The organism is Solirubrobacter deserti (genome assembly GCF_027587175.1).
Taxonomy (GTDB): domain Bacteria; phylum Actinomycetota; class Thermoleophilia; order Solirubrobacterales; family Solirubrobacteraceae; genus Solirubrobacter; species Solirubrobacter deserti.
Window position 1 is genome coordinate 15063 of sequence record NZ_JAPCID010000023.1, and the last position, 24796, is coordinate 39858.

Sequence of the window (24796 nt, forward strand, 5' to 3'; positions counted from 1 at the left end):
CGTATAACGGAATACGACACCCGGTCCTAATAACTCTAAATCCGATCCGGGATTAGGAGTTTCTATTGTGAGCCGCCGATGCTTGAGATCAGCGGCTTGCGCAAGGTCTTCCCGAACGGTGTCGTCGCCCTGGACGGCGTCGATCTTTCCGTACCGGCGGGCGAGATCGTCGGCGTCATCGGGCGCAGCGGCACGGGCAAGAGCACGCTCATCCGCTGCGTGAACCGGCTCGAGGAGCCGACCGCCGGCACGATCACGCTCGACGGCGCGGACATCACGCGCATGGGTGGCGCCGAGCTGCGGGCGACGCGCCGGCGGATCGGGATGATCTTCCAGCAGTTCAACCTGCTCACCTCGCGGACAGCCGCCGAGAACGTCGCGTTGCCGCTGGAGATCGCGGGCGTGGGGCGCGCCGAGCGAGGCCGCCGCGCGCACGAGCTGCTCGAGCTCGTCGGCCTCGGCGACCGCGGCGGCTCGTACCCGTCGCAGCTGTCCGGCGGCCAGAAGCAGCGCGTCGGGATCGCCCGCGCGCTCGCGTCCGAGCCGTCGCTGCTGCTGTCGGACGAGGCCACGTCCGCGCTGGACGCCGAGACCACGACCTCCGTGCTGGACCTGCTGCGGCGCATCAACGCCGAGCTCGGCTTGACGGTCCTGCTGATCACGCACGAGATGGACGTCGTGCGCGCGGCGTGCGACCGGGTCGCGCTGCTCGACGCAGGGCGGGTCGTGGAGGAAGGTCCGCTCGGCGAGGTCGTCGCGCGGCCCGGCTCCCGGCTCGCCTCCGGCCTGCTGCCGTCGCTCGGCCGGGTCGAGGTCGGCGGGCACGAGCACGCCGAGGAGGTCGTCCTGTTCGAGGACGCCGAGGAGCGGCTCGCGGCGGCGATCGCCGACGGCGCCCGGATCGAGGCCCGCTCCACCGAGCGGATCGGCGAGCGGCGCGTCACCCGCGCGCTGGTCGTGACCCCGAAGGAGGTCGCGGTATGAACGACGGCTGGAGCGAATGGGCCCCGCTGCTGTGGACGGCCACGCGCGAGACGCTCGTGATGGTCGGCGTGGCGATGCTCGTCACGATCCCGTTCGGGCTGCTGTTGGGCGTGCTGCTGCTGCTCACCGATCGCGGCGGGCAACTGGAGTCGCGCGTCGCCAATCGGGTCCTCGGCGCGATCGTCAACGTCGGGCGCTCGGTCCCCTTCATCATCCTGCTGGTCGCCGTGATCCCGCTCACGCGGGCGCTCGTCGGCACCACCATCGGCACCACGGCGGCGATCGTGCCGCTCGCACTGGCGACGATCCCGTTCTTCGCGAGGATCGTCGAGACGGCGCTGCGTGAGGTGCCGAACGGCCTCGTCGAGGCCGCGCTGGCCTCGGGCGCGCGGCGCCGCGAGGTCGTGTCCAAGGTCCTGGTGCCGGAGGCGCTCCCCTCACTCGTCTCGGGCGTGACCATCACCACGATCGGCGTCATCGGCTACTCCGCCATGGCCGGCGCCGTCGGTGGCGGAGGCCTCGGCGACGTGGCCATCCGCTACGGCTACCAGCGCTACGAGACGGAGGTCACGATCGCGACCGTCGTCGTGCTCGTGCTGCTGGTGCAGCTTCTGCAGTTCGCCGGCGACCGCGTGTCCCGGCGCCTCTCTCACTCCTGAAAGGTCCCCCCATGCGACGCATCGCTCTTGCCCTGGCCGCCGCCACCCTCGCCCTGGGTGCGGCCGCCTGCGGCGGCGAGGAGGAGACCGGCAGCGCCGCCGCGGCCGACAAGCCGCTCGTCGTCGGCGCCTCCCCCGTCCCCCACGCCGAGATCCTCAACTTCATCAAGGACAACCTCGCCGAGAAGAACGGCCTCGAGCTCGAGGTGAAGGAGTTCACGGACTACGTGCTCCCGAACACCGCGCTCGTCGACGGCCAGCTGGACGCCAACTACTTCCAGACGCCCGCCTACCTGGCCGACCAGGAGAAGGCACGCAACTTCAAGGCGACATCGATCGTCGGCGTGCATATCGAGCCGCTCGGCCTGTACTCGCGCGAGATCGAGGACGTCGCGTCGGTGCCGAACGGCGCGCAGGTCGCGATCCCGAACGACGCCACCAACGAGGCCCGCGCGCTGCGCCTGCTCGCCGCGAACAACCTGATCACGCTCAAGCCGGAAGCCACCGAGACGGCGACGATCCGCGACATCCAGGACAACCCGAAGAAGCTCGAGTTCGCCGAGGTCGAGGCCGCCCAGACGCCGCGTTCGCTCGACGACGCCGACCTCGCCGTGATCAACGGCAACTACGCGCTCGAAGCCGACCTCACCCCGAGCGAGGACGCCCTCGCGCTCGAGCAGGCGCAGAACAACCCGAACGCCAACCTCCTCGTCACGCTGCCGGAGGAGCGCAACGATCCGCGCGTGAAGAAGCTCGCGCAGTTGCTCACCTCGCCCGAGGTCAAGCAGTTCATCGACCAGCAGTACAAGGGCGCGGTGCTCCCCGCCTTCTAGCCTGATGACCGTGAGACGTGCCGCGTTCGACCCCACCGCCTTCCAATGGGCCGGCGTCACCGCCCGCGCCTACAAGGACGAGCCCGGCAGCGCCCGGGGCATGGCCTGGCAGGGCCTCTCGCGTCACACGCTGGTGCGGTCCGAGGAGGCGGGCGTGACGTTCGAAGTGCGCTACTTCGAGATCGCGCCCGGTGGGTTCTCGAGCCTGGAGAAGCACGAGCACGTCCACGTCGTCTTCACCGCCCGCGGGCGGGGCCAGGCGCTGATCGGCGACCAGGTGGTGGACCTCGACCACCTCGACCTGGTCGAGGTCCCGCCGTGGACGCCGCACCGCTGGATCAACGCGGGCGACGAGCCGTTCGGCTTCATCTGCACCGTCGAGGGCACGCGCGACAAGCCGCAGCCCGTCTCCGACGAGGAGTGGGAAGCGCTCCTCGCCGACCCGCGCACGGCGCCCTTCGCACACTAGGCTGCCGCCCGTGCGGCGGCTCGTCCTCCTTCTCGCGCTCGTCCTCGCCGCGTGCGGTGGCGGCGAGCCGGGCGACGAGGAGGTCCTCCGCGAAGTCGAGCGCAGCTACGCGCAGGAGACACCGCCGCTGCCGGGGGACGCGGCCACCGAGGCGCCGGTCGATCAGCGGTCGGTCGAGGCGTTCGTGCGCGACTACCAGCGGCTGGCTTCTTCGCTGACGAGCCCGCCGCGGGCGCCGCACGGCGGATCGAGACCGCCTACGAGCGCGAGTGGGAGGAGCCGGCCAAGGTCGCGACGCGCTACGACGAGCTCGAGCTGCTCGCGTACGACCGTGAACGAGTGTGGTTCTCCGACATCGAGCGCGACGTCCTCGAGGGCAACGACGTCTACGTGAGCGCGTTCGCGGAATGGGCGCGGATCTCGCGCGGCGCGTTCGAGCCGCGCAACGTGCGCGAGCGCTGGCGCGGCGAACGGGCGACGATCAGCTTCGAGCTCGACGGCACCGCGCACTCGGTCCGCGCCGCTCCGCAGGGCGACTTCCTCGACCTCTGCGTGCTCGACGGCATCAACCGGCTGATCGACGGCCGGCGCTTCGAGGTCCACCGCGCCGACGGGGCGCTCGGCCAGGTCGCGTTCGTCGTCGCGCTCACGGCGCGCGAGAAGCGCGCGCTCGAGCGGCGCGACTGGGCGTTCGCCACGCCCGCCCAGCTGCGTCAGACGTTCGGCTACGGCCAGACCACCGAGGGCGGCGCCCCGGCCCCCTGCTAGAAGCGCACGCTGTACTTGGCGGGCTGCGGGTCGTGCAGGCGGCCGGCGAGCGCGTCGGGCAGCTGGTCGAGGGTGATCTCCGGGCCCACCAGGTCGGCCCACGGGTACTCGCCCGCGGCCAGCACTTCCAGCGCCCGCGCGAGGTAGCGGGGCGCGTGGTGGTAAGTGCCCAGCAGCGTGACCTCCTCGTAGTGCACGCGCGCGGTGGGGACGGTGAACGTCGTGCCGCGCGCGCAGCCGCCGAACAGGTTCACCGTGCCGCCGGGCGCGGCCATCGCAACGGCGAGCTCCCACGCCTCGGGGCGCCCGACGGCCTCCAGCACGAGGTCGGCGTCGCCGCCCTGCTCGATGTCCTGCGGCCCGCGCGTGGCGATCACGGTCTTGGCGGCGCCGAAGCGCGTGGCCAGCTCCAGCCGTTCCGGGTGCGGGTCGAGCACCGTCGGCCTGGCGCCCGCGCTCGCCGCCAGCGCGCACAGCATCAGGCCGAGCGAGCCGCCGCCGAGGATCGTGACCCGCTCGGGCACCTCGACGACGTCCAGCGCGTGGACCGCGCAGGCCAGCGGCTCGGCGATCGGCGCCAGCGCGAGCGGCACGCCGTCCGGGATCGGGTGCAGGTTCTTCGCGACCAGCCGCGCCGGCAGCAGCACCTTCTCCGCGAACCCGCCGAGCACGTACAGCAGGTCCTCGCACAGCGACTCGCGTCCGCGCCGGCACTGGCGGCACTCGCCGCACGGGGCGGAGTTGCCGCAGAAGACGACGTCGCCGACCTGCACCGTGTCGACGCCTTCGCCGACGGCCTCGATCGTGCCCGCGAACTCGTGGCCGAGCCGCGCCGGGAACGGGCCCAGCGACGGATGCCCGCGCAGCAGCGACTTGACGTCGGTGTGGCAGGACGCCGCCGCGCCGACTTGCAGCACCGCCTCGCCCGGACCCGCGACGGGATCGGCGACCTCCTCGACGCGCAGGTCGCCCGGCGCATGGACCAGCGCGGCCCTCATGCGGCGGTCACGACGACCTTGATGCCCTCGCGGCTGCGCGCCGCGGCCAGCGCCGCCTCGGTCTCCTCCAGCGGGAACCGGTGCGTGATCAGCTTGTCGGCGGAGATCTTGCCGTCGGCGATCAGCTGCAGCGCGGCCCGCGTGTCGCGCGGCCCGGCCGAGTAGGACGCCTGGATCTCCAGCTCGCGGAAGAAGAGGTCGTCGACGCCGAAGTCACGCCGCTCCCCAGGGCCGCTGGGCGCGAACAGCTGGATGATCCCGCCGCGGTCAGCGCTCGCCACCGCCAGCTCCCACGCGGCCGCGGCGCCCGTCGCCAGCATGACGACCGTGGGCGAGCCGACCGCCCCGTGCACCGGCTCCACGCCGTGCGCGCCCAACTCGGTGGCCAGCGCGCGCCGGTCCTCGCGCGGCTCGGCCACCGTCACCTCCGCGCCACGCGCGAGCGCCGCCTGGGCGATCAGCAGACCCATCTGCCCGCCGCCGACCACGAGCAGCCGGGTGTCCGAGTCGACCCGCGCTCGGTCCAGCCCGCGCACGCAGCAGGCGAGCGGCTCGATCAGCGTCGCCGCCTCGTCTGAGACATGGTCCGGCAGCGGCAGCAGATCGAGGGACGCGTTCAGCGCCGGCACGAGGATCAGCTCGCTGAACCCGCCGGGCTCGATCCGCGTCGCCTTGAACGTGTCGCACAGCGTCTCGTGCCCGCGGCGGCAGAACTCGCACTCGCCGCACGGCACGTGGTGGTGCACGAACACGCGCGTGCCCGGCTGCGGCAGCTCCTCGCCCCGCGCGTCGACCACCACGCCGACGGGCTCGTGGCCGAGCACGAGCGGCGCGCGCGGGTCCTGGTACCACTGCATGAGGTCTGAGCCGCAGATGCCGCACGCGCGCATCGCGACGAGCACCTCGCCCGGTCCGGGCCGCGGCACCTCGCGCTCCTCGAGCCGCACCTCGCCCTGCCCGTAGTAGACGGCCGCCCTCACGCCACGACCCCCGCGATCGCCGGGCCGAACGGCGCGCGGAGCACGCCCGCGTCGGTGATCAGGCCGGTGATCAATGAGGACGGCGTCACGTCGAAGGCGGGATTCCACACGCGCGTGCTCTCTTGCAACCCGGCGATCGAGCGGACCTCGGACCCGTCGCGCTCCTCGATCTCGATCACGGCGCCGTGCGGCGTCGCGGGATCCAGGGTGGAGCGCGGCGCGGCAACGTAGAACGGCACCTCGTGGTGGCGCGCCGCGATCGCGAGCGCGTACGTCCCGATCTTGTTCGCGGTGTCGCCGTTGGCCGCGATCCGGTCGGCGCCGACGATCACGGCGTCGATCTGCCCGCTCGCCAGCAGCGCCGGCGCGGCGCCGTCCGGGAGCACGGTCACGGGGATGCCGGCGTCGTCGAGCTCCCACGCGGTCAGCCGCGCGCCCTGCAGCAGCGGGCGCGTCTCGCACGCGAACACCTCCACGGGCTCGCCCGCCTGCTGCTTGGCGTAGACGACGCCAAGCGCCGTTCCCCAGCCCGCGGTCGCGAGCCGGCCCGTGTTGCAGACCGTGAGGATCCGCGAGGCGTCCGACAACTCCGCACGCCCGAACTCGCCGATGGCTTCGCAGGCGGCGATGTCCTCGTGCAGGATCGCGAGCGCCTCGGCCTCGCGGTCCGGCGCCGCGAGCACGCGCTGCACCGCCCAGCGCAGGTTGACCGCCGTCGGCCGCGCGGACGCGATCCGCTCGATCGCCGCGTCGTCGTCCCCCGCCAGGAGCACGCCGAGCGCGCCCGTCACGCCGATCGCCGGCGCCCCGCGCACGGCCAGCCGCTGGATCGCCTCCACCACCTCGTCTGCCGTCTGGAGCCGGATCACCCGCTCCTGCGCGGGCAACAACGTCTGGTCGATGATCTCGATCGCGTCCCCGGTCCAGCCCACCGCGGTCCGCACAGCCATCATCCTCGTGCCACCTCCTCGCGCGCGATGGCGCTCACTTCCCCGGCCGTCTCCGGCCGATCCAGCAGGAGCCGCTTGACCGTCTCGATCACGGCGCGCCCGGCGACCGCGCGCGGCTCGACATCCAACGTCTCGAGGTCCGGCACGTGCGCGAGCCCGACGATCCGGCGCGCGGCCTCGGTGGCCGCGAACGCCGCCGCGTCGCGCTGCGTCTGCGCCAGCCAGCGCTCCAGGAACGGCTCGTTGAACACGCGCGGGTCGACGACCCCCGGCCACAGCGCGCGGAACTCCGCCTCGAACGCGTCCCACAGCTGCTCGAACAGCGTCGCCGCCCAGGCGCCGTGCTCCTCGCGGCCGAGCACCGCGTCGCGCGCCATCGTGACGATGAAATTCGACCACGGCAGCGCGAGGTCGAACGCGATCGGCCCGTAGAACGCGAACTCGGAGTCGAAGGCGCGCGTGGACCCGTCCTTGACCATCACGGAGCCGGTGTGGAGGTCGCCGTGCAGCAGCGCCTCGGCGCGGGTCATGAACGCGTACTTGAGCTCGCCCGCGGCGGCCTTGAGCTCGGGCGTCTGCAACGAGGCGGCCGCGTCCGCGAGCTCGTCCTGGAACCAGTTGCGGTCGGCGCCGCTGAACGGCTCGGTGAGCACGAGATCCTCGGTGATCTCGCACAGGTCCGGGTTGATCGCAGCGGCCGTGAGCCACTTGAGCTCCTTGGCCTCGACCCCGAACAGCGACGTGTGGAACGCGACCCGCGCGACGTAGCGGCCGACGTCGCCCGCCGCGCTGTCGTGACGCTCACCGTCGGTCAGCGCGCCGCGCCACACGCGGTGGTCGGTCAGGTCCTCCATCGCGAGGATGTAGCGCTCGGCGTCGAAGCCGTAGAAGGCGGGCAGGTACTCGGCCGCGAAGCGCCCGTGCACCGCGTAGGCGCGCGCCTCGGCGACGGCGCGCTCGGGCGTGAACGGCCACGACGGACCGACCAGGCGCACGTACGGCAGCGCCTGCTTGAGCACGATCCCGCGGCCGCCGCCGTCCTGGCAGACGAAGACGAGGTTGAGGTTGCCGTCACCGACCTCGGTGACGTCGAGGCTCGACGTGTCGACGCGGTCCGCCAGCTCGGGGCGCGCGTCGATGTACGCCGCGACCTTCTCCGGCTCGAGCAGCTCGTACGTAGTCGACCGGTGGGGCTGCCGCCCCCCCGAGACCCCCCCGCTCACCGCAGCTTCCTGACGCCGAAGGTGAGCAGCAGCGCGACCATGAGGACGACCCCCTTGACGAAGTCCTGCGTGTAGTACGGGAAGTTCTTGATCGTGAGCCCGTTGAGCATGATCCCGAGGAACACTGCCCCGATCGTGGTGCCGAGGATGTTCGGGCGGTTGACCGCGAGGACGGCATACCCGACAAGGGCCGCGGCGACCGCGTCGAGCAGGAACGGGCTGCCCGCGCCGACGTCGCCCTCGCCGATCCGCGCGGCGAGGATGATGCCGCCGAGCGAGGCCAGCACGCCGCTGATGATGTAGGCGATCATCCGCACCCGGTCGACCCGGATGCCCGCCAGCCGTGCGGCCTCGAGGTTGCCGCCGACGGCGTAGAACTGCCGGCCCCAGCGCGTGCGCTCCATCACGACCCAGAGCACGATCGCCACGACGGCGAAGATGATGATCGGGAACGGGATCTCGCCGAACAGGCGCCCGCGGCCCAGGTACAGGAAGGCGTCGGTGAAGACGCCGGTGTACTCGGTGCCGTCCAGGACGAGGCCGGTCGAGATCGACTGGCCCTCGGACGGCAGCAGTTGCACGCCCTGGAGCACGAACAGCATGCCGAGCGTGGCCAGCAGGTCGGGCACTCGCAGCCGCACGATCAGCGCGCCGTTGAGCGCGCCGATCAGCAGGCCGCCGAGCAGCGCGACGGGCACGACGGCGATCGTCGGCCACGCGAACATCACCAGGCAGATCGCGCACAGCATCACGGTGAAGCCGGCGTTGGCGCCGATCGAGAGGTCGAAGCCGCCGACCACCATCGAGATCGTCACGCCCAGCCCGATGATCCCGACGATCGAGATGGACTGGAGGATGGAAACGATGTTGTTGAACGAGCGGAACGAAGGTTCTGTCACCGCGAAATAGACCGTCACACCGGCAAACAAGGCCAGCAGCCCATAACGCAAGATGAGTCGCTCGACGCCGGGGGCGGCGCCGACCTCGATCGGTCGCGCGGGCTGCTCTTGGGTGCTCATGCGTTCATCGCCAACGTCAGGGCCTCACGGCTCGCGTCGGCCGCGAGCACGTCCTGCACGACCGAGCCGTGCGAGAGGACCACGATACGATCGGCCACCTCGAGCACCTCGTCGACGTCCGCGCTGGCGACGACGATCGCCGCGCCCGCCGACAGCTCGCGCACCTTGGCCGCGATGTCGCGGCGGGCGCCGAGGTCGACACCGCGGAACGGCTCGTCGAGGGCCAGCACCCGCGCGGGCTTGAGCAGCCAGCGGCCGACGACGACCTTCTGCTGGTTGCCGCCCGACAGCGACTCGATCGGCGCCTCCGGGCCGGCCGTACGCACGCGCAGGTCGCGGATGAGGTCGATCACGCGGCGGCGCTCGTTGCCGGCCTGCGTGAAGAAGCGCCGGACGAGCGCGAGCGTCGCGTTGCCGCGTACGCTCCAGCCCGGGATCAGCGCCTGCGCGGCGCGGTCTTCGGGCACGAGGTGCACCCCGTGGCCGATCGCCTCGGCGGGGTGCTGCGGGCGGATCGGCCGGCCGTCGAGCGTGATCGTGCCCTCGGGCAGCGGGCTCAGGCCGAACAGCGCGCCCAGCAGCTCGGACTTGCCGGCGCCGATCAGCCCGGTGAGGCCGAGCACCTCGCCCTCTTTGAGGTCCAGGTCGAACGGCTCGCTGTGCGCGAACAGCCGCGCACCCTCGATCCGGACGATCGCCTCGCCGGCGACGTGCCCGGAGGGCCGCTGGATCTCCTCGGCCAGCTCGCCGAGCATCGCGTTCACGACGTCCTCGCGCGTGAAGGGCTTGGCGAACGTCGCCACCAGCTGGCCGTCGCGCATCACCGCGACCCGGTCGGCCAGCGCGTCGACCTCGCCGAGCCGGTGCGAGACGTACAGGATCGCGACGCCCTGCTCACGGAGCTTGCGGACGACGTCGAACAGCCGCTCGGCCTCGGCGGTGGAGAGCGCGGACGTCGGCTCGTCGAGGATCAGCAGGCGCGGTTGCTGGGCGAGCGAGCGCGCGACCGCGATCAGCTGGCGTTCGGAGACGCCCAGCCGTGTGACGTCGTCGAGTAGCGTGGCGTCGCTCAGGTGCAGGCCGAGGCCCTCGGCCACCGCGCGGGCGCGCGGCAGCAGTCGGCGCGGCGAGGCCCACGCGCCGTCCTCCCCGCTCGCGAGCCGGTCCAGCGTGAGGTTCTCGGCGGTGCTCAGTCCGGGGATCGTCCACTCCGATGCGTGTTGGTGCACGGTCTCCACACCCGCGCGGCGGGCGTCGAGCGGCGAGTGGAAGCGGGTGGGCTCACCGTCGACGAGCACTTCGCCCGTGTCGGGCGCGAGCGCGCCCGACAGGATCTTGTTCAGCGTCGACTTGCCCGCCCCGTTGGCGCCGACGACGGCGAGCACCTCGCCCGCCGCCGGCTCCAGGCTCACCCCGCGCAGCGCCTGCGTGGAGCCGAACGACTTCGCGACTTCACGCAGCGCAACGGTCATCTAGGACTTGGGAATCCAGTCGGCCGTGGCCGTGTCCTGCGTGTTGAGCTCGGGCAGCTTGGCGCGCAGATCCTCGAGCGTCTTGACCGAGTTCTCCCTGAGGAAGTCCTGTGTGATCAGCGACGGCGGGACGAGCACGTCGGTGTCGATCGGGTCGCCGTTGAGCTTGAGCGCGGCGGCGCGCACCGCGACGCGGCCGACGTTGGCCGGGTCGGTGGCGATCGTCGCCACCCACGGGCTGCCCTCCTTGGTCATCACGCCGATGTCCGGTGTGGAGATGTCGGCGCCGTAGACCTTCACGTCGGTCTTGTTGGCGGCCTCGAGCGCGTTCACGACGCCCTTGGCGAACTCGTCGTAGGGCGCGAGTACGGCCTTGAGCTCCGGGTTGGCGGTGATGACCGCGTTCGCCTGCTCCTGCGTGTCGTTGGCCGTGGAATCGGAGACCTCGCCGAACTGGGCGACCTCCTTGATGGCGGAGTTCGCCTTCTTGACCTCGTCCCAGCCGCGGTTGCGGCGGTCCAGCGGCGCGAAGCCCGGCACGTACACGTAGCCGACCTCGCCCTCGCCGCCGATGCCCTTGACGAGCTCCTCGCCGATGCGCGTGCCCGCTTCCTCGTCGGACTGCTGGATCTCGACGACCTCGGGGTTGTCGTTCTCGACGTCGAACACGACGACCGGGATGCCGGCTTTGACGGCGTCGTCGATCAGCGGGTTGACGGTGGTCGCGAGGCCGTGGTCGACGATGATCGCGTCCGGCTTGGAGTCGATCGCGCGCTGCAGGTCGGTCGCGTGCTGGTCGTTGTTGTTGCGCGCGTCGGAGATGCGCAGGTCGATGTTGAGCGCCTTCGCCTGCTCCTCGGCGCCCAGCAGCCACTGCTGGAAGAAGTCGCCCGACGCGAGCTGGCGCACGAGCGCGACCTCCACGCCCGCCTGGAACTTCTCGGGCAGCTGGGCGGCCTGCTCGGTGGCGGCCGGCGTGGCCGTGCCCTCGTCGGACGCCGTCGACGACGTGTTGTCGCCGCAGCCGGCGAGCATGAGCACCGCGGCGAGCGCGACGAGGGATTTACGCATTGCGGTTGGGACCTCCGAGAAAAAGGCGAGAAAGCCGATCAGGTTTAGCGCGCCAGTCTATCTTGTGGTCCAAGCCTCAGGGTCGTCAGCGAGCGCGTTGACGTTGTCGGGGAGCGCGCCGGCGGCGAGATCGGCGAGGCTGACGTGCTCGACGACGTCGCGCAGGTTCTTGCGCAGCGCGATCCACACGCGCTGCAGCGGTTCGGCCGGGCCCTGGTAGGTGACGGACTCGGGGCGCTCCCCGCGCACGGCCGCGAGCGGGCCGTCGACGGCGCGGATGATGTCGGCGACGCTGATCTCGTCCGCGGGCTTGTTGAGCCGGTGCCCGCCCTCCGCGCCGCGCTGGCTCTGCACCAGCCCGGCGTGCCGCAGGTCGGACAGGATGTTCTCGAGGAAGCGCTGCGGGATGCCCTGAGCGGTCGCGATCGTCTCGGCGCGCACGAGCGAGCCGGTGTTCTGGGCGGCGGCGAGTTCGGCGGCGGCGCGGACCGCGTAATCGGCCTTGGCGGAGACCTTCACGCGCGCATTGTGACGAGAACCCGCGCGCCGCCGAGCGGCGAGTCCTCGATCCGGGCCTCCCCGCCGTGCAGTTGCGCCTGCTGAGCGACGATCGCGAGGCCGAGCCCGGAGCCGCCCGCGCCGGCGTGCACGAAGCGCTCGAAGACGCGCTCGCGCCGGTCGGGTGGGATGCCGGGGCCGTCGTCGTCGACCGCGATGTGATGCGCGCCGAGCTCGATCCGCACGGTGCTGGCGCCGTGCCGCGCCGCATTTTCGAGCAGGTTGTCGAGGATCGCGCGGATGCCCGTCGCGTCGCCGGTGACCGTCAGCTCGTGCGCCTCGCCGAACGCGAAGTCCACCTCCGGGTGGCGCCGGCGGGCGTCGGCGAGCGCGGCGTCGGCGACATCCCCGACATCGACGGGCTCGCGCGCGACCGCACCGGCGTCGCCGCGAGCGAGCGCCTGCAGCCCGTCGAGCAGCGCCGCGAGCCGCGCGACGTCGCGCTCGAGCTCCGCGAGGACCTTGTCGTCCGGGCCATGTCTGAGCGCGGCCAGGTTCGCCCGCACGCTCGTCAGCGGGGTGCGCAGCTCGTGGCCGGCGTCCGCCGTGAACCGCTCGGTCGCGGCGACCGACTCCTCCAGCCGGGCGAGCATCGCGTTGAGCGCGTGCGCGACCTCGCCGACCTCGGCCGGGCCGGACTCGTCCACCCGCGCGCGCGTCGTCGTGATGCCCGCCGCCTGCTCGCGCAGCGACGAGAGCGGCCGCAGCGAGCGCGCTGCCACCAGCCGCACCGCGATCGCCGTCACCACCAAGCCGAGCAGCGCGGCGAGCGCGATCGTGTTCTGCAGGTCGTCGATGCGGTCCTCGACGACCTGCAGCGGCCGCGCGACGATCAACCGCCCGCGGCGCAGCACGCGCCAGCGGGAGCCGTCCGCGGCGGTGAGCGTCCGCAGGCCGGTGCGCGGCACCGGAAGCTCCGGCGCGCGGCCGTTGTCGTAGCTCACCCGGCCCTGCGTCAGCAGCCGCACGGAGGCGTCGCCCGCGAGCCGGTCGAGCTGCCCGGTGCGGTCGCGGCGCGCGGGCACGACCATTCGGTTCACGGTCGCGCGCAGCTCGCGGTCGAACGTCGCGCGCTCGCGCCGGCCGACCTCCGCCATCAGCAGCACGCCGACCACGACGAACACGACGGCCGCCGTGATCGTCACCAGCAGCGCGACGCGCCCCGCGAGCGACTTCACCGCAGCACGAACCCCACGCCGCGGACCGTGTGGATCACGCGCGGCTCGCCGAGCTTGCGGCGCAGGTAGCCGACGAAGACGTCGACCACGTTGCCGTCGGCCTCCCAGTCATACCCCCACACCTGCTCGAGCAGTTGCGTGCGCGTGAGGACCATCCCCGGGTGGCGCAGGAACGCCTCGAGCAGGTCGAACTCACGCCGGGTGAGGTCGAGCTCGACGCCGCCACGGGCCGCGATCCGGCGCGCCGGGTCCAGGCGCACGTCAGCCGCCACGAGCACGTCGCCGGTCGCGGCCGGCGCGCCGCGGCGCAGCAGCGCGTGCAGGCGCGCGACCAGCTCCTCCATCGCGAACGGCTTGACCAGATAGTCGTCCGCGCCCGCCTGCAGGCCGGCGACCCGGTCGGCGACCTCGTCGCGCGCGCTCAGGATGCAGATCGGCGTGTCCAACCCCCGGGCGCGCAGCCGGGTCGCCACCTCGCGCCCGTCGAGGTCGGGCAGGACGACGTCGAGCACGATCGCCGCCGGCGGCTCATCCATGGCCGCGGCCAGCGCGCCGGCGCCGTCCGCGGCCGTGCGCACGGCGAAGCCCTCGAGGCGTAACGCGCGCTCGAGGGCCGTTCGAATCGCCGGCTCGTCGTCGACGACGAGGATCAGCGGACGCGCAGGAACGGAACCCAGAGCTTGTCCTCGCGCTTGGCGGCCTGCTCGGCCGTGAGCCATCCGTCCTGGACCAGCGCGTCGAGGCGCTGCTTGACGAGCGCACGCACCGCGTCGCTGAGCTGCTTGGGCTCGACCTTCAGCGCCGCGGCGACCGTGTTCGTCCACACCTCCCGCTTGTTCCCCTTCTCGGCCGCCTTGACGTCCTTGCGGGACGCTTTGAGCGCCGCCTGCACGTCCTCGGCGGGTTTGTCCAGCTGCTCACCGAGCTTGTTCGCGAGCACCTGGTTGAAGGCGCCGGCCTTCTTCTCCTTGGACGGGGCGGCGGTGGCCGTGGCGACCAGTCCGGCTCCGGCGACGGCGACGATGGCGGCGACGATCCAGTTCTTCATGGCCACCAGCTTCAACCCCGTTCTTGTGGAAACGCTGTGGTTTCAGGCGTTCCAACGCAGCAGGACGGGCGTCTCGCGCTCGTAGCCGAGCTCGCAGATCGCGGCGGTGTCGAGCTTGAGCGACCCGCCGTGTCCCGGCGGCAAGCCGATCCAGCGGGCGCCGAACACGCGCAGGATGTGGCCGTGGGCGAACAGCGCGACGTCGCCGCCCGCCTCGCGGGCGCGCGCCAGCACGCGGTCCGCCCGCGCGCCGGCGTCCGCCAGCGTCTCGCCGCCCGGTGAGCCGTCCGCCCACAGCGTCCAGCCCGGCCGGTCGACGCGGATCTCCTTCGTGGTCAGCCCCTCGTAGTCGCCGTAGGCGATCTCGACGAGGCCGTCCTCGGTCTCGGGCTCGAAGCCCGCGAGCCGCGCCGTGTCCTGCGCGCGCTGGCGGGGCGAGGCGAGCACGAGCGCGAACTCGCGGCCCGCGAGCCGGTCGCGCACGCCCACCGCCGCCTCCCGTCCGCGCTGGGTGAGCGGGACGTCGGTGGTCGACGTGTGCTTGCCCGACGCGCTCCACTCGGTCTCGCCGTGGCGCACCAGCACGATCCTCATTCGACGTAGCTCCTCGCTGCGGCGATCACCGCGTCCACATGGCGCTGCAGCGGCGCCGGGCCGGCCCGCAGCTCGACGACGAACGCCGTCCCGTCCTTGATCAGGTGGTTCTGCCAGCCGATCGCCGTGCCGTGGTAGTTCGGCAGCGACTTCAAGGGAAGGCCGGTGCGGCGCGCGTAGTCGCGCTGGACCCCCGCGTCCACCCCGCGCGCCCGCACGGTGATCCCCATGTGCTGGTGGTAGTAGACGCCGAGCTGCGGGCGCACGCGCCGGACCAGCCGCATCAGCGCCTTGGTCTCCGGCTCCGAGCCCGCCTTCGGCCCGGGGTAGTAGGTGCCGCGCGCGCCGGGTGCCCAGCGGTACGGGAAGTTGCGGTTGAGGTCGACGCCGCGGGCGTTCTGGCGCGTGTTCGCGGCGCGCCCGTCCGGGTTGCCGGTGCGGACCAGCCAGAACTGCACGCCGGCCACGCGCTCGCGCCGGAGCGCCGTGACGATCGCCTCCCCGGCCGGCTCGTTGCCGTGCACGTCGCCGACCACGAGCACCTTCACGGGCGCGTCCTCGTCCCCCACGCGCGTGGCGCGGATCTCCCGGCCTTCGGCCGAGTGGCCGATCACCAACGTCGCGAGCGCAGCGGCGAGCACGCCGTTCTTTGTACCGTCTGCGGCCGTGGCCAGGGTGGTGATCGTCGGCGCGGGGACCTTCGGAGCGTCGCTGGCCTGGCATCTGGCGGGCGGCGGGGACGACGTCGTGCTGATCGACCAGTTCGAGCCGGGCGACCCGCGCGCGACCTCCGGCGGCGAGACGCGGCTGATCCGCTGCGCCCACGGCCCGGACGCGGACTACGCGGCGATGGCGCGCCGTGCGCGCACGCTGTGGCGCGAGCTCGAAGCCGAGACGGGCACCGACCTGCTGACCGAGTGCGGCGTCTCGTGGTTCGCGCACCGCGACGACGGCTGGGAGGCCGCGTCGGCACAGACCCTGCACGCCCTGGACATCCCCGCCGAACGCCAGGACGTCGCCGACGCCGCGCGCCGGTTCCCGTCCTTGAACGGCGCCGACCTGACCTGGGTGCTGCACGAGCCGGAGGCGGGCGTGCTGCGCGCGGCCCACGCCGTCCGCGCGCTCGCCCAGGCGGCGACGGAGCGCGGCGCGCGCATCGTCCACGGCCGCGCGGCGCCCGACGGCGACCGCGTCGTCCTCGAGGGCGACGTCTACGAGGCCGACCGCGTCGTGTGGAGCTGCGGCGGTTGGCTCGCCACGCTCTTCCCGGCGGTCGTGCAACTGCGCGTCACGCTCCAGCAGCTGTTCTTCTACGACGGCGGGCCGGGCTGGGAGCGCGCGCCGGCCTGGATCGACTACGACCGCGCCGTCTACGGCACCGGCGACCTGCACGACCTGGGCGTCAAGTGCGCCTGGGACGAGGAAGGCCCGCCGCTGGACCCCGACGCGCCGCTGCCGGACGCGACGCCGCAGACGGAGGCGCTGATGCGCGGATACGTCGCCGAGCGCTTCCCCGCGCTCGCCGCCGCGCCGCTGAAGGGCACCAGGACGTGCCGCTACGAGCTCACCGCCGACTCCGAGTTCCTGGCCGCCGAGCACGACGGCGTCTGGCTCGTCGGGGGCGGCTCCGGCCACGGCTTCAAGCACGGCCCGGCGCTGGCCGAGCGCGTGATCGCCGCCTGGGACGGCGGCGAGCCGTTGCCCGCGCGCTTCGGCCTGCACCGGCGTGAGCGCGGCACCTCCCTGCGGACGGCCGGCTCGAACCTCTAACGTCAGTCGCCGATGCCGGCCCTGATCTTCGACCTCGACGGCACGCTCGTCGACACCGTCTACGCCCACGTGTTTGCGTGGCAGAAGGCGCTGCACGAGAACGGGATGGCCGTCGACGGCTGGCGCATCCACCGCAAGATCGGGATGAGCGGCGGGCTCTTCACCCGCGCGGTCGGCCGGGAGATCGGCCACGAGCTCACCGACGAGGAGGCCGAGCAGCTGCAGGTCACCCACGACCGCATCTTCCGCGAGCTGCTTCCGCTGGAGGAGCGCCGCCCGCTGCCAGGCGCCAAGGACCTGCTGGCGGAGCTGCGCGAGCGCGAGATCGTGCACGGGATCGCCACCTCGGGCCGGCGGCCGAGCATCGACGCCTCGCTGGAGGCGCTCGGCATCCCGGACGCGACGGTCGTCGTCGAGCGTGGCGACGTCGCGCGGGCCAAGCCGGAGCCGGACCTGTTCCTCGAGTGCGCACGGCGCCTGGAGGCCGACGCCGAGGAGTGCTACGTGGTCGGCGACGCCGTCTGGGACCTTCTGGCCGCGCGCCGGGCGCGGATGCTCAGCATCGGCCTGCTCTCCGGTGGCTACGGCGCGGACGAGCTGCTCGGCGCGGGCGCCTTCCGCGTCTACCGCGACGCGGCCGAGCTCCACGCGTCTCTGGACGAGCTCGGCGTGTGATGACGCCGAAGGCGGTCGTCGAGCGCTGGCTCGAGTTGTTCAACGCCGGCGACGCCGACGGGCTCGCCGCCCTCTACCGCGAGGACGCCGTCAACCACCAGGTCGCCGAGGACCCGGTCGAGGGCCGGGCGGCGATCCACGCGATGTTCGAGCGCGAGTTCGCGGCCGCCGAGATGGTCTGCATCCCCGAGGTCATCCACGAGGCCGGCGACGTCGCGATCCTCGAGTGGCGCGACCCGCTCGGGCTGCGCGGCTGCGGCTTCTTCACCGTCCGCGACGGCCTGATCGCGTTCCAGCGCGGCTACTGGGACAAGCTGTCGTTCCTGAAGCTCTACGGTTGAGCCAGCAGCGCGCCGAGGGCGCGCGCGTCGTCGAACAGCGTCGACTTCAGCGTCTGGTTGTACATCGCCGCGGCCGGGTGGTAGAGCGGGAAGAGCCGCCCGTTGACCAGCGTGCCGTGCACCTCGCCGATCTTCGCCGCGGGCGCGAAGTGTTTGAGCGCGTGGCGGCCGAGCGGGACGATGAAGCGCGGCCGGATGAGCTCGATCTCGCGCTCGAGCACGGGCATCCAGTGCGCGATCTCCGGCGCCTTGGGGTCGCGGTTCTTGGGCGGGCGCGCCTTGACCACGTTCGTGATCCACACGTCGGAACGCTGCAACCCCGCCTCCGCGAGCAGCTCGTCGAGCAGCTTGCCGGCGCGACCCACGAACGGGCGCCCGAGCTCGTCCTCGGTCGCGCCGGGTGCCTCGCCCACGAACACGACGGCGGCCTCGGGGTTGCCCTCGCCGGGGACGGTCCGCGTGGCCGTCTCGCACGGCTCGTAGCCGCAGCCGGCGTGCGCGACGATCTCGTCGCGCAGGCCCGCTAGTCCACCAGCCGGCGCTGGACGGCCCAACGGGAGAGCTCGTGGCGGGAGGACAGCTGCAGCTTGCGCAGGACGGCGGACACGTGCGCCTCGACCGTCTTGGTGGAGATGTTCAGCCGCGCGGCGATCTCCTTGTACAGGTAGCCGCGGGCGATGTGGCGCAGGACCTCGCGCTCGCGCGCGGTCAGCTGCTCGAGCTCGGGGTCGTTGACCTCGACCGGTCCCGCCACGGAGGCGAACGCGTCCAGCACGAACCCCGCGAGCCGCGGCGAGAAGACGGCGTCGCCGTCGGCGATCCGCCGCACGGCGTCCGCGAGCTCCTCGCCGGAGATCGTCTTGGTGACGTAGCCGCGCGCGCCCGCCCGGATGATCGCGATCACATCCTCGGGCGCGTCGGACACGCTGAGCGCGAGAAACCGCTGCGCCGGCCGCTTCTCGGCCACCTGGCGCAGTACCTCCAGCCCGCCGCCGCCCGGCATGTGCACGTCCAGCAGGACGACGTCCGGTTCCAGGCGCACGACGCACTCGACCGCCTCCTCGACGGAAGACGCGTCCCCGATCACGTCCACGAGCCCGTCCAGCTCGGCGCGCACGCCCGCGCGGAACAGCGAGTGGTCGTCGACGATGACGACGCTCGCCTTCACGGTTCGATCACCAGCTCGACTTCGGTTCCGTGGCCGGGGGTCGAGTGCACCGTCGCCCGGCCGCCATGGCGCTCCATGCGACCGACAATAGAGTCACGGACGCCGCGCCGGTCGTGCGAAACGCTCTCGACGTCGAAACCGGGACCGCGATCGCGCACGAACACTTCGACGCGCCCGTCGGCGACCTCGGCGTAGAGCGAGATCGGCTCCGGCCCGGCGAACTTGGACGCGTTCACGAGCGCCTCGCGCGCGGCCGCGACCAGCGCGGCGGCGGGCTCTTCGAGCGGCGCGTCGCCCACGGTCACGACCTCGATCGGCACGTGATGGTCGGCCTCGACTTCCTCCGCCGCAGCTTCAAGCGCACCGGCCAGTGAGTTCTGGTCGTTCCGCGTGCCGTTCAGCCACGCCCGCAGCTCGCGCTCCTGCCGGCGCGCGAGCGCGGCGACCTCGCGCGGGTCGTCCGCGCGCTTCTGCACGAGCGCGAGCGTCTGCAGCACCGAGTCGTGCAGGTGCGCGGCCACCTCGGCACGCTCCTGCGAGCGGATACGCGCCGCGCGCTCGTCGTTGAGCCCGCGCACGAGCCGGATCCACCACGGCGCGAGGATGATCGTGAAGGCCACGAGCATCACCAGCACGGGCAGGACGACGTCCCGCGCCGGCGCCAGCGCGTCGTTGACATACAGGAAGATCAGCGCGCCGCCGACCACCAATGCCGCGCCCGCGGTCGCCCGGTTGACGGTCTGGCGCGGGAGCCGCGCGCGCGAGGTGACCCGCTCGGGCGCCGTCTGCGACTGCCGCCAGATCAGCGCGCCGCCGGCCGCCGCGATCACCAGCGGCCACAGGAACTGGTCGCTCACGAACCAGAAGCCCCACGCCCGCAGCAGCAGCAGGCCGGAGGCCACCAGGCAGCCCATCCCGGCCGCGACGAGCCAGGTGTCGCTGCGGGTCAGCAGCCGCTGCACGGCCGGCTTCTCCGGGCCTTCGGCGGGGATCAGCACCCAGCCGAGCGCGTACAGCGGGATCGCCACGCCGCCGAGCGCGACCGCGGCGATGAAGCCGATCCGGATCAGGATCGGGTCGATCCCGACGCGGTTGGCGAAGCCGGAGCAGACGCCGCCGAGGTACCCGTGCGACGGATCGCGGCGGACGGGGAGCGGAGCGGCGTCGCTCATGAGAGGCCCGCCGTGATGAGGACGACGCCGATCGCCGCCAGGACCGCCGGCGCCGCGTACTCGAAGCGCAGGTCGATCGAGCCGAGCCGGTCCAGCAACAGCAGCGTGCCGAGCGCGATCGTCGCGAGCCCCGCGACGATGAGCGTGCGATCGACACGACCGCGCCTCATGCGCAGGCGTCGCGGTTTCGGTCGACCTGCAGGTGGCCCACGCCGATGTCGGCCTTGATCACGAGCTGCTTGCGCGCCTCGCGGATGGCGATGTCCGGGCCTTCCTTGAAACGGTTCGGGATGTCGGCCGCGCCGACGCCGATGTCGCCGTCGATCGACGCGCAGACGTCGTTGGGCACGAGCACGCGGGCCTCTCCGATCCCGACGTTCACCTTCACCTCGGTGCTGCCGGCGGGGACGTTCAGGTCGCGCAGGTCCAGCTCCATCCGGCCGACGCCGACGCGGTACTCGGGGCGCAGGTCCGCCACCGCCAGCGGCGCGTGGCGCCGCTCGCCCACGCCGCCTTCGAGATCGAGGTCGGCGGCGGAGACGACGGCGAGCGGGAGCACCAGCACGATGACGGGGAGGATGAGCCATCGCGGCCCGCCGAGCAGGCCGGCGGTGACCAGGCCAAGGCCGGCGACCATCGAGACGATGGCCACCGCGACGCCGCCGCCGAGCGCGACGACGAACCCGATGCCGACCGCGGCGGCGACCGCGGCCACGAGGCCGAGCATCGCCAGCACGCCCTTCGCGGCCAGCCGGGCGGGGTCATTGCGGATCTCCTGGCCGATCGCGCGATACCCGGCCACCGCCAGCAGCGTGAAGACGGCGATGCCGAACAGCCCGGGGCCGAGGATGAACCCTGGAGGCGACATCGTCGTCAGCCCGGCGACGGCGAGGCTGGCGATGATGACCAGGGAAGCCGCCCGCGGCTTGTCCGCCATCCAGGCCGGCCGGCCGTTGTCGGACGCCAGGAACGCCGCCAGCGCGAGGTAGGCGACGATGCCGATCCCGCCGAACACCACCGACACGCCGAACGCGACCCGGAACAGCATCGGGTCCACGCCGAAGTAGCGGCCCAGGCCGCCCGCCACGCCCCACACGTGCTTGTCGGAAGTCGAGAGGGTGAGTTGGCGAACGGGGGCGTCGGGTTCCATGGCGCACAGGCTGCCGCCGGCGGGCCGATCCCGCCATTGGGGATCACCCTAGGGAACCCCGAGACGATCCCTAGGCGAGATGCACGACTTTGGTACGCGTCACGGCCGCGAGGAGCTCGGGCTCGGCGCCCGGGCGGGGCGTGCAGAAGACGGCGTCGACGCTGACCGTGCGGGCCGGGAGCTCCCGCCAGGCGCGCTGGGCGTTCGCGTGCAGCGGCGTCAGGACCGAGGCGATCCCCATCCGGTCGTCGACGAGGAGGGCCTCGCCGAACGAGTCGACGGTGCGGACCGTCACGACCGGGCCGCGCGTCTCGCCGCAGATCACGAGCGCATTGGCGGGCGCGTCGGTCAGGACCGTGGGCGGATAGAAGTAGCCGGGCCCGTACAGGGGCTCGCCGCCCGCCAGCAGCTCCGCGCCCTCGTAGACGGCGTCCTGGACCTGGCGGTGCACCCACAACCGCTGTTCCTCGTCGATCAGCGGGCCGAGCTCGGTGCCCGGCGCCAGGCCCGGCCCGCTCCGCAGCGCCCGCGCGTGCGCGACCAGCGCGTCGAGGAACGGCTCGGCCACGGAGCGGTGCACGTTCACGCGCTCAACCGACCCGCACGACTGGCCCGCGCCCGCGTACGCGCTGGCGGCGACCTGCTCGGCCGCCCACTCGGGGTCGGTGCCGGCGTCGATCACGACCAGGTGGCTGCCCGCGGCCTCCTCGCCCGGCCGGATCACGAGGTCCACGCCGGGATGCGTGCTCAAGGGACGGGCGGCGCGGTCGTCTCCGTGCAGCAACTGCAGCGCTTCACCGAGGTCGAGCAGCTCCACCACCCGCTGGGCGGCCAGCGGCGCCTTCTCCGACGGCTTGAGCACGACGGCGTTGCCGCTCACCAGCGCCGCCGCGAGCGCGCTGCAGGAGGCGGCCAGCGGGTCCGCCCACGGCATCAGGATCGCGACCACGCCGCGCGGTTCGCGCACGATCAGCCCGCCGCGCGGGCCGGCCGCGCTGTCGAGCGGCCCGAGCTCCGCGTACGCCTCGATCGCGGCGATCCCGCGCTCGACCCCGCCGAGGGAAGCGGCCAAGGGCGCGCCCGTCTCGCGCGTCTGCAGCTCGGCGAGCTCGCGCGCGTGCTCGCGCAGGCGCCGCGCCGCGGCCTTGAGCAGCGACCCGCGTGCCTCCGGCGTGCTGCGCGCCCACGCGCCCGCAGCCGAGCGCGCGGCGAGCACCGCGTCGTGCGCCTCCGGTGCGGCGCACGCCGGCACGTGGCCGATCGCCTCACCCGTGGCCGGATCGATCACCGCGAGCTCCGGCACACGGTGGAAGACGCCTACGTCGAGCATGCCCATAACCCCTTGCGGGACGCGTACCCGCGCGCCGACGACTCGAACACTTGTCGGGTCCGGGAGTTGACGACCAGTTCCGCCCTTCAGGTTCGTTGCTGCAGTGACGAAGACTCCGGACAGGAGACCACGTGTCATGACCAACGAACGCACACAGGCCTACGGGCGCGTTGTACAGACACTCACCGAGCTGGGGCCCACGAAGCTCCTCGCCGGTGAGCAGGCTCGCATCCGCGACGCCGCCGACAACCTCATCTTCGCCGCGTCGCTCGACGAGGCCCGTGACTCGCTGCGCGACATGGGCGCGCTGGCCGAGCACCTGCTCAAGAGTGGCCGCTGGCTGGAGGAGCGCGTCGACACGCTGATCGCCGACATCCTCGCCTGCGGGCCGAGCGCGGTACCGCTCGCCGCGGCCTAACCAGCTTCCTGAGCCGACAGCGGTTCGGCGACGTCCTCGAGCGACTGCTGCTCGGCGTCGACGCCGAACACGATCTCGATGATCGCGGCGAAGGCCATCAGCCCCGCCGCGATCCAGTAGCCGACGGCGACGCCCGCGGGGTCGTCGCCGCCGAGCAGCCGGCCGAACAGCAGCGGCCCGACCGCGCCGCCGATGCCGGTGGAGATCGCGTAGAACAGCGCGATCGCCATCGCGCGGATCTCGAGCGGGAACGTCTCGCTGACGGTCAGGTAGCCCGCCGACGCGGCGGCGCTGGCGAAGAAGAACGCGCCGCACAGCAGCGCGATGTAGCCCCAGGTGCCGAGCGCGTCGCCGGCGAGCAGCGCCGCGAGCGCCGCCAGCCCGAGCGCCGCCACGAAGTAGGTGCCGGAGATCATCGGCCGCCGCCCGACCGTGTCGAACAGGCGGCCGAGGATCAGCACGCCGAGGAAGTTCGCGATCCCGAACGGGATCAGGTAGAGGCCGGCCACGCTGGAGTCGACGTCGAAGACGCCCGTCAGCACGAGCGAGAACGTGAAGATGACGGCGTTGTAGACGAACGCCTGCGTGGCGAGCAGCGTGAAGCCGAGCAGCGAGCGGCGCGGATAGTCGCGGAACAGCACGCGCGCGATCTCGACGAAGTTCGTCGATCGGCGTTGGACGATCTCCAGCTCGTCGTCGGCGCCGACCGGTTCCAGCGATTTCCAGGTCTTGCGCTCGATCTCGCGTTCGATCCCGTCGACCAGCTGCTCGGCCTCGTCGTTGCGGCCGTGGATCATCAGCCAGCGCGGTGATTCCGGCACGTGCCGGCGCACGAGCATGATCCCGATCGCGAGTACCGCGCCGAGAAAGAACGCGAGCCGCCAGCCGAGGTCGGCGCCGAACAGGTCCTTGTCGAGCAGCAGGCCGGAGAGCGCCGCGCCGAAGGCCGCGCCCAGCCAGTAGGAGCCGTTGATGATCAGCCCGACCCGACCGCGGTACTTGGCCGGGATCAGCTCGTCGATGGCGGAGTTGATCGCCGCGTACTCGCCGCCGATGCCGAGGCCGGTCAGGAAGCGGAAGAACCAGAACGAGTACGCGCTCCAGGTGAAGCCGGTGAGCACGGTCGCGAGCAGGTACAGGCCGAGCGACGCGATGAACAGCTTCTTGCGGCCCAGCCGGTCGGTCAGATAGCCGAAGCCGAGCGCGCCGACCGCCGCGCCCGCGATGTAGAAGGTGCCGCCGACCGCCACCTGGTACTCGCTGATGCCGAGCGCGTCCTGCTCGGACAGCCGGCTCGCGATCGCGCCCACGATGGTGACCTCGAGCCCGTCGAGGATCCACACCGTCCCCAACCCGAGCACGACGAGCCAATGCCACGGGCTCCACGGCAGGCGGTCCATGCGGGCGGGAATGCGGGTCTTCACGGTCTCAGGCACGCCGCGCAACTACCCGTACCATCGAATCGGTGATCGACGAGCTCATCCGCACGCGCCGGACGCACAAGGCGTACGGCCCCGACCCCGTCCCGCGCGAGACCCTGCTCGAGCTGTTCGAACTGGCGCGCTGGGCGCCCAATCACCACGTCACGAACCCCTGGCGGTTTCGCGTGATCGGCCCGCGGGCGCTGGCCACGCTCAAGGCGGCGGCCGAGGCGCACAAGCCCGGCTCGGCGAGCAAGCTCGACCGCGCGCCGACGCTCGTCGCCGTGAGCGTCAAGCAGACAGGACAGGCCGAGCAGGACCACGAGGACCTGCTCGCGACCGCGGTCGCCGCGTACATCGTGCTGCTCGGCGCGCACGCGCGCGGGCTCGCCGCCTACTGGCGCACGGTGCCGGTGCTGGACGCGCTCGGCCTCCCCGACGACGAGACGCCGATCGGCCTGCTCTACCTCGGCACGCCGCGCCAGGAGCAGCGCGTGCCCGAGCGCGCGCCGGTCGAGGAGATCGCGTTCTTCCTCGATTGACGGGG

General features: G+C 72.6%; 30 protein-coding genes. 10 read left to right on the forward strand and 20 right to left on the reverse strand.

The annotated features are described in order from the left end of the window. Positions 1-78: 78 nt before the first annotated feature. The 5 genes from OJ962_RS17175 (at position 79) to OJ962_RS17195 (ending at position 3713) form a co-directional block, all read left to right on the forward strand. Positions 79-984 carry a methionine ABC transporter ATP-binding protein gene (locus OJ962_RS17175; RefSeq protein ID WP_202956639.1) on the forward strand — a complete coding sequence of 302 codons (906 nt, stop codon included), beginning with the start codon at positions 79-81 and terminating at the stop codon, positions 982-984. Then, positions 981-1643, forward strand: a complete 663-nt coding sequence (locus OJ962_RS17180) for a methionine ABC transporter permease (protein WP_202956638.1) — start codon at positions 981-983, stop codon at positions 1641-1643. Before OJ962_RS17175 ends, OJ962_RS17180 begins: the two co-directional genes overlap by 4 nt. 11 nt (positions 1644-1654) lie before the next feature. Next, on the forward strand, positions 1655-2476 hold the full coding sequence (locus tag OJ962_RS17185) for a MetQ/NlpA family ABC transporter substrate-binding protein (RefSeq protein ID WP_202956637.1): 822 nt from the start codon (positions 1655-1657) through the stop codon (positions 2474-2476). 10 nt (positions 2477-2486) lie between these two features. Beyond that, positions 2487-2945, forward strand: coding sequence for a cupin domain-containing protein (locus OJ962_RS17190; protein ID WP_202956636.1), 459 nt, complete (start codon positions 2487-2489; stop codon positions 2943-2945). Positions 2946-3284: 339 nt separating this feature from the next. After that, on the forward strand, positions 3285-3713 hold the full coding sequence (locus tag OJ962_RS17195) for a hypothetical protein (RefSeq protein ID WP_202956634.1): 429 nt from the start codon (positions 3285-3287) through the stop codon (positions 3711-3713). On the opposite strand, the gene OJ962_RS17200 is transcribed toward OJ962_RS17195, so the two are convergent. The 13 genes from OJ962_RS17200 to OJ962_RS17260 are packed head-to-tail and all read right to left on the reverse strand — an operon-like array spanning position 3710 to position 15445. Further along, the gene (locus OJ962_RS17200) at positions 3710-4711 is read right to left on the reverse strand and encodes a zinc-dependent alcohol dehydrogenase (protein ID WP_202956633.1); all 1002 of its coding nucleotides are present in this window, start codon (positions 4709-4711) and stop codon (positions 3710-3712) included. The two genes, OJ962_RS17195 and OJ962_RS17200, sit on opposite strands and share 4 nt — an antisense overlap. After that, complete coding sequence (locus OJ962_RS17205) at positions 4708-5691, reverse strand: alcohol dehydrogenase catalytic domain-containing protein (RefSeq protein WP_202956632.1); 984 nt, start codon at positions 5689-5691, stop codon at positions 4708-4710. Before OJ962_RS17205 ends, OJ962_RS17200 begins: the two co-directional genes overlap by 4 nt. After that, complete coding sequence (mtnA, locus tag OJ962_RS17210) at positions 5688-6635, reverse strand: S-methyl-5-thioribose-1-phosphate isomerase (protein ID WP_202956631.1); 948 nt, start codon at positions 6633-6635, stop codon at positions 5688-5690. The genes OJ962_RS17205 and mtnA overlap by 4 nt, the downstream gene beginning before the upstream one ends. 5 nt (positions 6636-6640) lie before the next feature. Beyond that, entirely contained in the window at positions 6641-7864 is a 1224-nt protein-coding gene (gene mtnK / locus OJ962_RS17215; protein WP_202956630.1) for an S-methyl-5-thioribose kinase, read from the reverse strand. Further along, positions 7861-8883, reverse strand: a complete 1023-nt coding sequence (locus OJ962_RS17220) for an ABC transporter permease (protein WP_202956629.1) — start codon at positions 8881-8883, stop codon at positions 7861-7863. The genes mtnK and OJ962_RS17220 overlap by 4 nt, the downstream gene beginning before the upstream one ends. Further along, positions 8880-10355 (reverse strand): sugar ABC transporter ATP-binding protein, encoded by a 1476-nt coding sequence (locus OJ962_RS17225; RefSeq protein ID WP_202956628.1) that lies wholly within the window; start codon positions 10353-10355, stop codon positions 8880-8882. The genes OJ962_RS17220 and OJ962_RS17225 overlap by 4 nt, the downstream gene beginning before the upstream one ends. After that, a complete protein-coding gene (locus tag OJ962_RS17230) occupies positions 10356-11426 on the reverse strand; it encodes a sugar ABC transporter substrate-binding protein (RefSeq protein ID WP_202956627.1) in 1071 nt (356 codons plus the stop codon). It lies immediately after the preceding gene. Between the two features lie 57 nt (positions 11427-11483). Then, a complete protein-coding gene (locus OJ962_RS17235; RefSeq protein ID WP_202956626.1) occupies positions 11484-11945 on the reverse strand; it encodes an RrF2 family transcriptional regulator in 462 nt (153 codons plus the stop codon). Next, on the reverse strand, positions 11942-13162 hold the full coding sequence (locus tag OJ962_RS17240) for a sensor histidine kinase (RefSeq protein WP_202956625.1): 1221 nt from the start codon (positions 13160-13162) through the stop codon (positions 11942-11944). Before OJ962_RS17240 ends, OJ962_RS17235 begins: the two co-directional genes overlap by 4 nt. Beyond that, the gene (locus tag OJ962_RS17245) at positions 13159-13839 is read right to left on the reverse strand and encodes a response regulator transcription factor (protein ID WP_407697517.1); all 681 of its coding nucleotides are present in this window, start codon (positions 13837-13839) and stop codon (positions 13159-13161) included. The genes OJ962_RS17240 and OJ962_RS17245 overlap by 4 nt, the downstream gene beginning before the upstream one ends. Beyond that, on the reverse strand, positions 13812-14210 hold the full coding sequence (locus OJ962_RS17250) for a hypothetical protein (protein ID WP_202956623.1): 399 nt from the start codon (positions 14208-14210) through the stop codon (positions 13812-13814). The genes OJ962_RS17245 and OJ962_RS17250 overlap by 28 nt, the downstream gene beginning before the upstream one ends. Positions 14211-14252: 42 nt before the next feature. Next, positions 14253-14804, reverse strand: a complete 552-nt coding sequence (locus tag OJ962_RS17255) for a histidine phosphatase family protein (RefSeq protein ID WP_202956622.1) — start codon at positions 14802-14804, stop codon at positions 14253-14255. Then, positions 14801-15445 (reverse strand): M14 family zinc carboxypeptidase, encoded by a 645-nt coding sequence (locus OJ962_RS17260; RefSeq protein ID WP_202956621.1) that lies wholly within the window; start codon positions 15443-15445, stop codon positions 14801-14803. The genes OJ962_RS17255 and OJ962_RS17260 overlap by 4 nt, the downstream gene beginning before the upstream one ends. A gap of 25 nt (positions 15446-15470) precedes the next feature. Here OJ962_RS17260 and OJ962_RS17265 point away from each other — a divergent pair, with 25 nt between their 5' ends. From OJ962_RS17265 to OJ962_RS17275, 3 genes are read left to right on the forward strand one after another with little or no spacing between them, the layout of a single operon-like run. Then, positions 15471-16574 carry an FAD-dependent oxidoreductase gene (locus OJ962_RS17265; RefSeq protein WP_202956620.1) on the forward strand — a complete coding sequence of 368 codons (1104 nt, stop codon included), beginning with the start codon at positions 15471-15473 and terminating at the stop codon, positions 16572-16574. Positions 16575-16586: 12 nt separating this feature from the next. After that, positions 16587-17249 carry an HAD family hydrolase gene (locus OJ962_RS17270; RefSeq protein WP_202956619.1) on the forward strand — a complete coding sequence of 221 codons (663 nt, stop codon included), beginning with the start codon at positions 16587-16589 and terminating at the stop codon, positions 17247-17249. Further along, on the forward strand, positions 17249-17590 hold the full coding sequence (locus OJ962_RS17275) for a nuclear transport factor 2 family protein (protein WP_202956941.1): 342 nt from the start codon (positions 17249-17251) through the stop codon (positions 17588-17590). Before OJ962_RS17270 ends, OJ962_RS17275 begins: the two co-directional genes overlap by 1 nt. On the opposite strand, the gene OJ962_RS17280 is transcribed toward OJ962_RS17275, so the two are convergent. The 6 genes from OJ962_RS17280 to OJ962_RS17305 form a co-directional block, all read right to left on the reverse strand. Further along, entirely contained in the window at positions 17581-18144 is a 564-nt protein-coding gene (locus OJ962_RS17280) for a uracil-DNA glycosylase (protein WP_202956618.1), read from the reverse strand. The two genes, OJ962_RS17275 and OJ962_RS17280, sit on opposite strands and share 10 nt — an antisense overlap. Beyond that, a complete protein-coding gene (locus tag OJ962_RS17285; RefSeq protein WP_202956617.1) occupies positions 18114-18758 on the reverse strand; it encodes a response regulator in 645 nt (214 codons plus the stop codon). Before OJ962_RS17285 ends, OJ962_RS17280 begins: the two co-directional genes overlap by 31 nt. Further along, positions 18755-19930 carry an ATP-binding protein gene (locus OJ962_RS17290; protein WP_202956616.1) on the reverse strand — a complete coding sequence of 392 codons (1176 nt, stop codon included), beginning with the start codon at positions 19928-19930 and terminating at the stop codon, positions 18755-18757. Before OJ962_RS17290 ends, OJ962_RS17285 begins: the two co-directional genes overlap by 4 nt. Then, positions 19927-20100, reverse strand: coding sequence for a LiaI-LiaF-like domain-containing protein (locus tag OJ962_RS17295; protein WP_202956615.1), 174 nt, complete (start codon positions 20098-20100; stop codon positions 19927-19929). Before OJ962_RS17295 ends, OJ962_RS17290 begins: the two co-directional genes overlap by 4 nt. Further along, positions 20097-21080 (reverse strand): PspC domain-containing protein, encoded by a 984-nt coding sequence (locus OJ962_RS17300; RefSeq protein ID WP_202956614.1) that lies wholly within the window; start codon positions 21078-21080, stop codon positions 20097-20099. The genes OJ962_RS17295 and OJ962_RS17300 overlap by 4 nt, the downstream gene beginning before the upstream one ends. A 70-nt stretch (positions 21081-21150) precedes the next feature. After that, on the reverse strand, positions 21151-22410 hold the full coding sequence (locus OJ962_RS17305) for an aldehyde dehydrogenase family protein (protein ID WP_202956613.1): 1260 nt from the start codon (positions 22408-22410) through the stop codon (positions 21151-21153). 136 nt (positions 22411-22546) lie between these two features. Here OJ962_RS17305 and OJ962_RS17310 point away from each other — a divergent pair, with 136 nt between their 5' ends. After that, positions 22547-22828 (forward strand): hypothetical protein, encoded by a 282-nt coding sequence (locus tag OJ962_RS17310; protein WP_202956612.1) that lies wholly within the window; start codon positions 22547-22549, stop codon positions 22826-22828. Here the strand turns inward: OJ962_RS17310 and OJ962_RS17315 are convergent. After that, a complete protein-coding gene (locus OJ962_RS17315) occupies positions 22825-24264 on the reverse strand; it encodes an MFS transporter (RefSeq protein ID WP_202956611.1) in 1440 nt (479 codons plus the stop codon). The two genes, OJ962_RS17310 and OJ962_RS17315, sit on opposite strands and share 4 nt — an antisense overlap. Positions 24265-24293: 29 nt before the next feature. Between OJ962_RS17315 and OJ962_RS17320 the strand changes: the two genes are divergently transcribed. Next, positions 24294-24791 (forward strand): nitroreductase family protein, encoded by a 498-nt coding sequence (locus tag OJ962_RS17320; RefSeq protein ID WP_202956610.1) that lies wholly within the window; start codon positions 24294-24296, stop codon positions 24789-24791. The last annotated feature ends 5 nt before the right edge of the window (positions 24792-24796 follow it).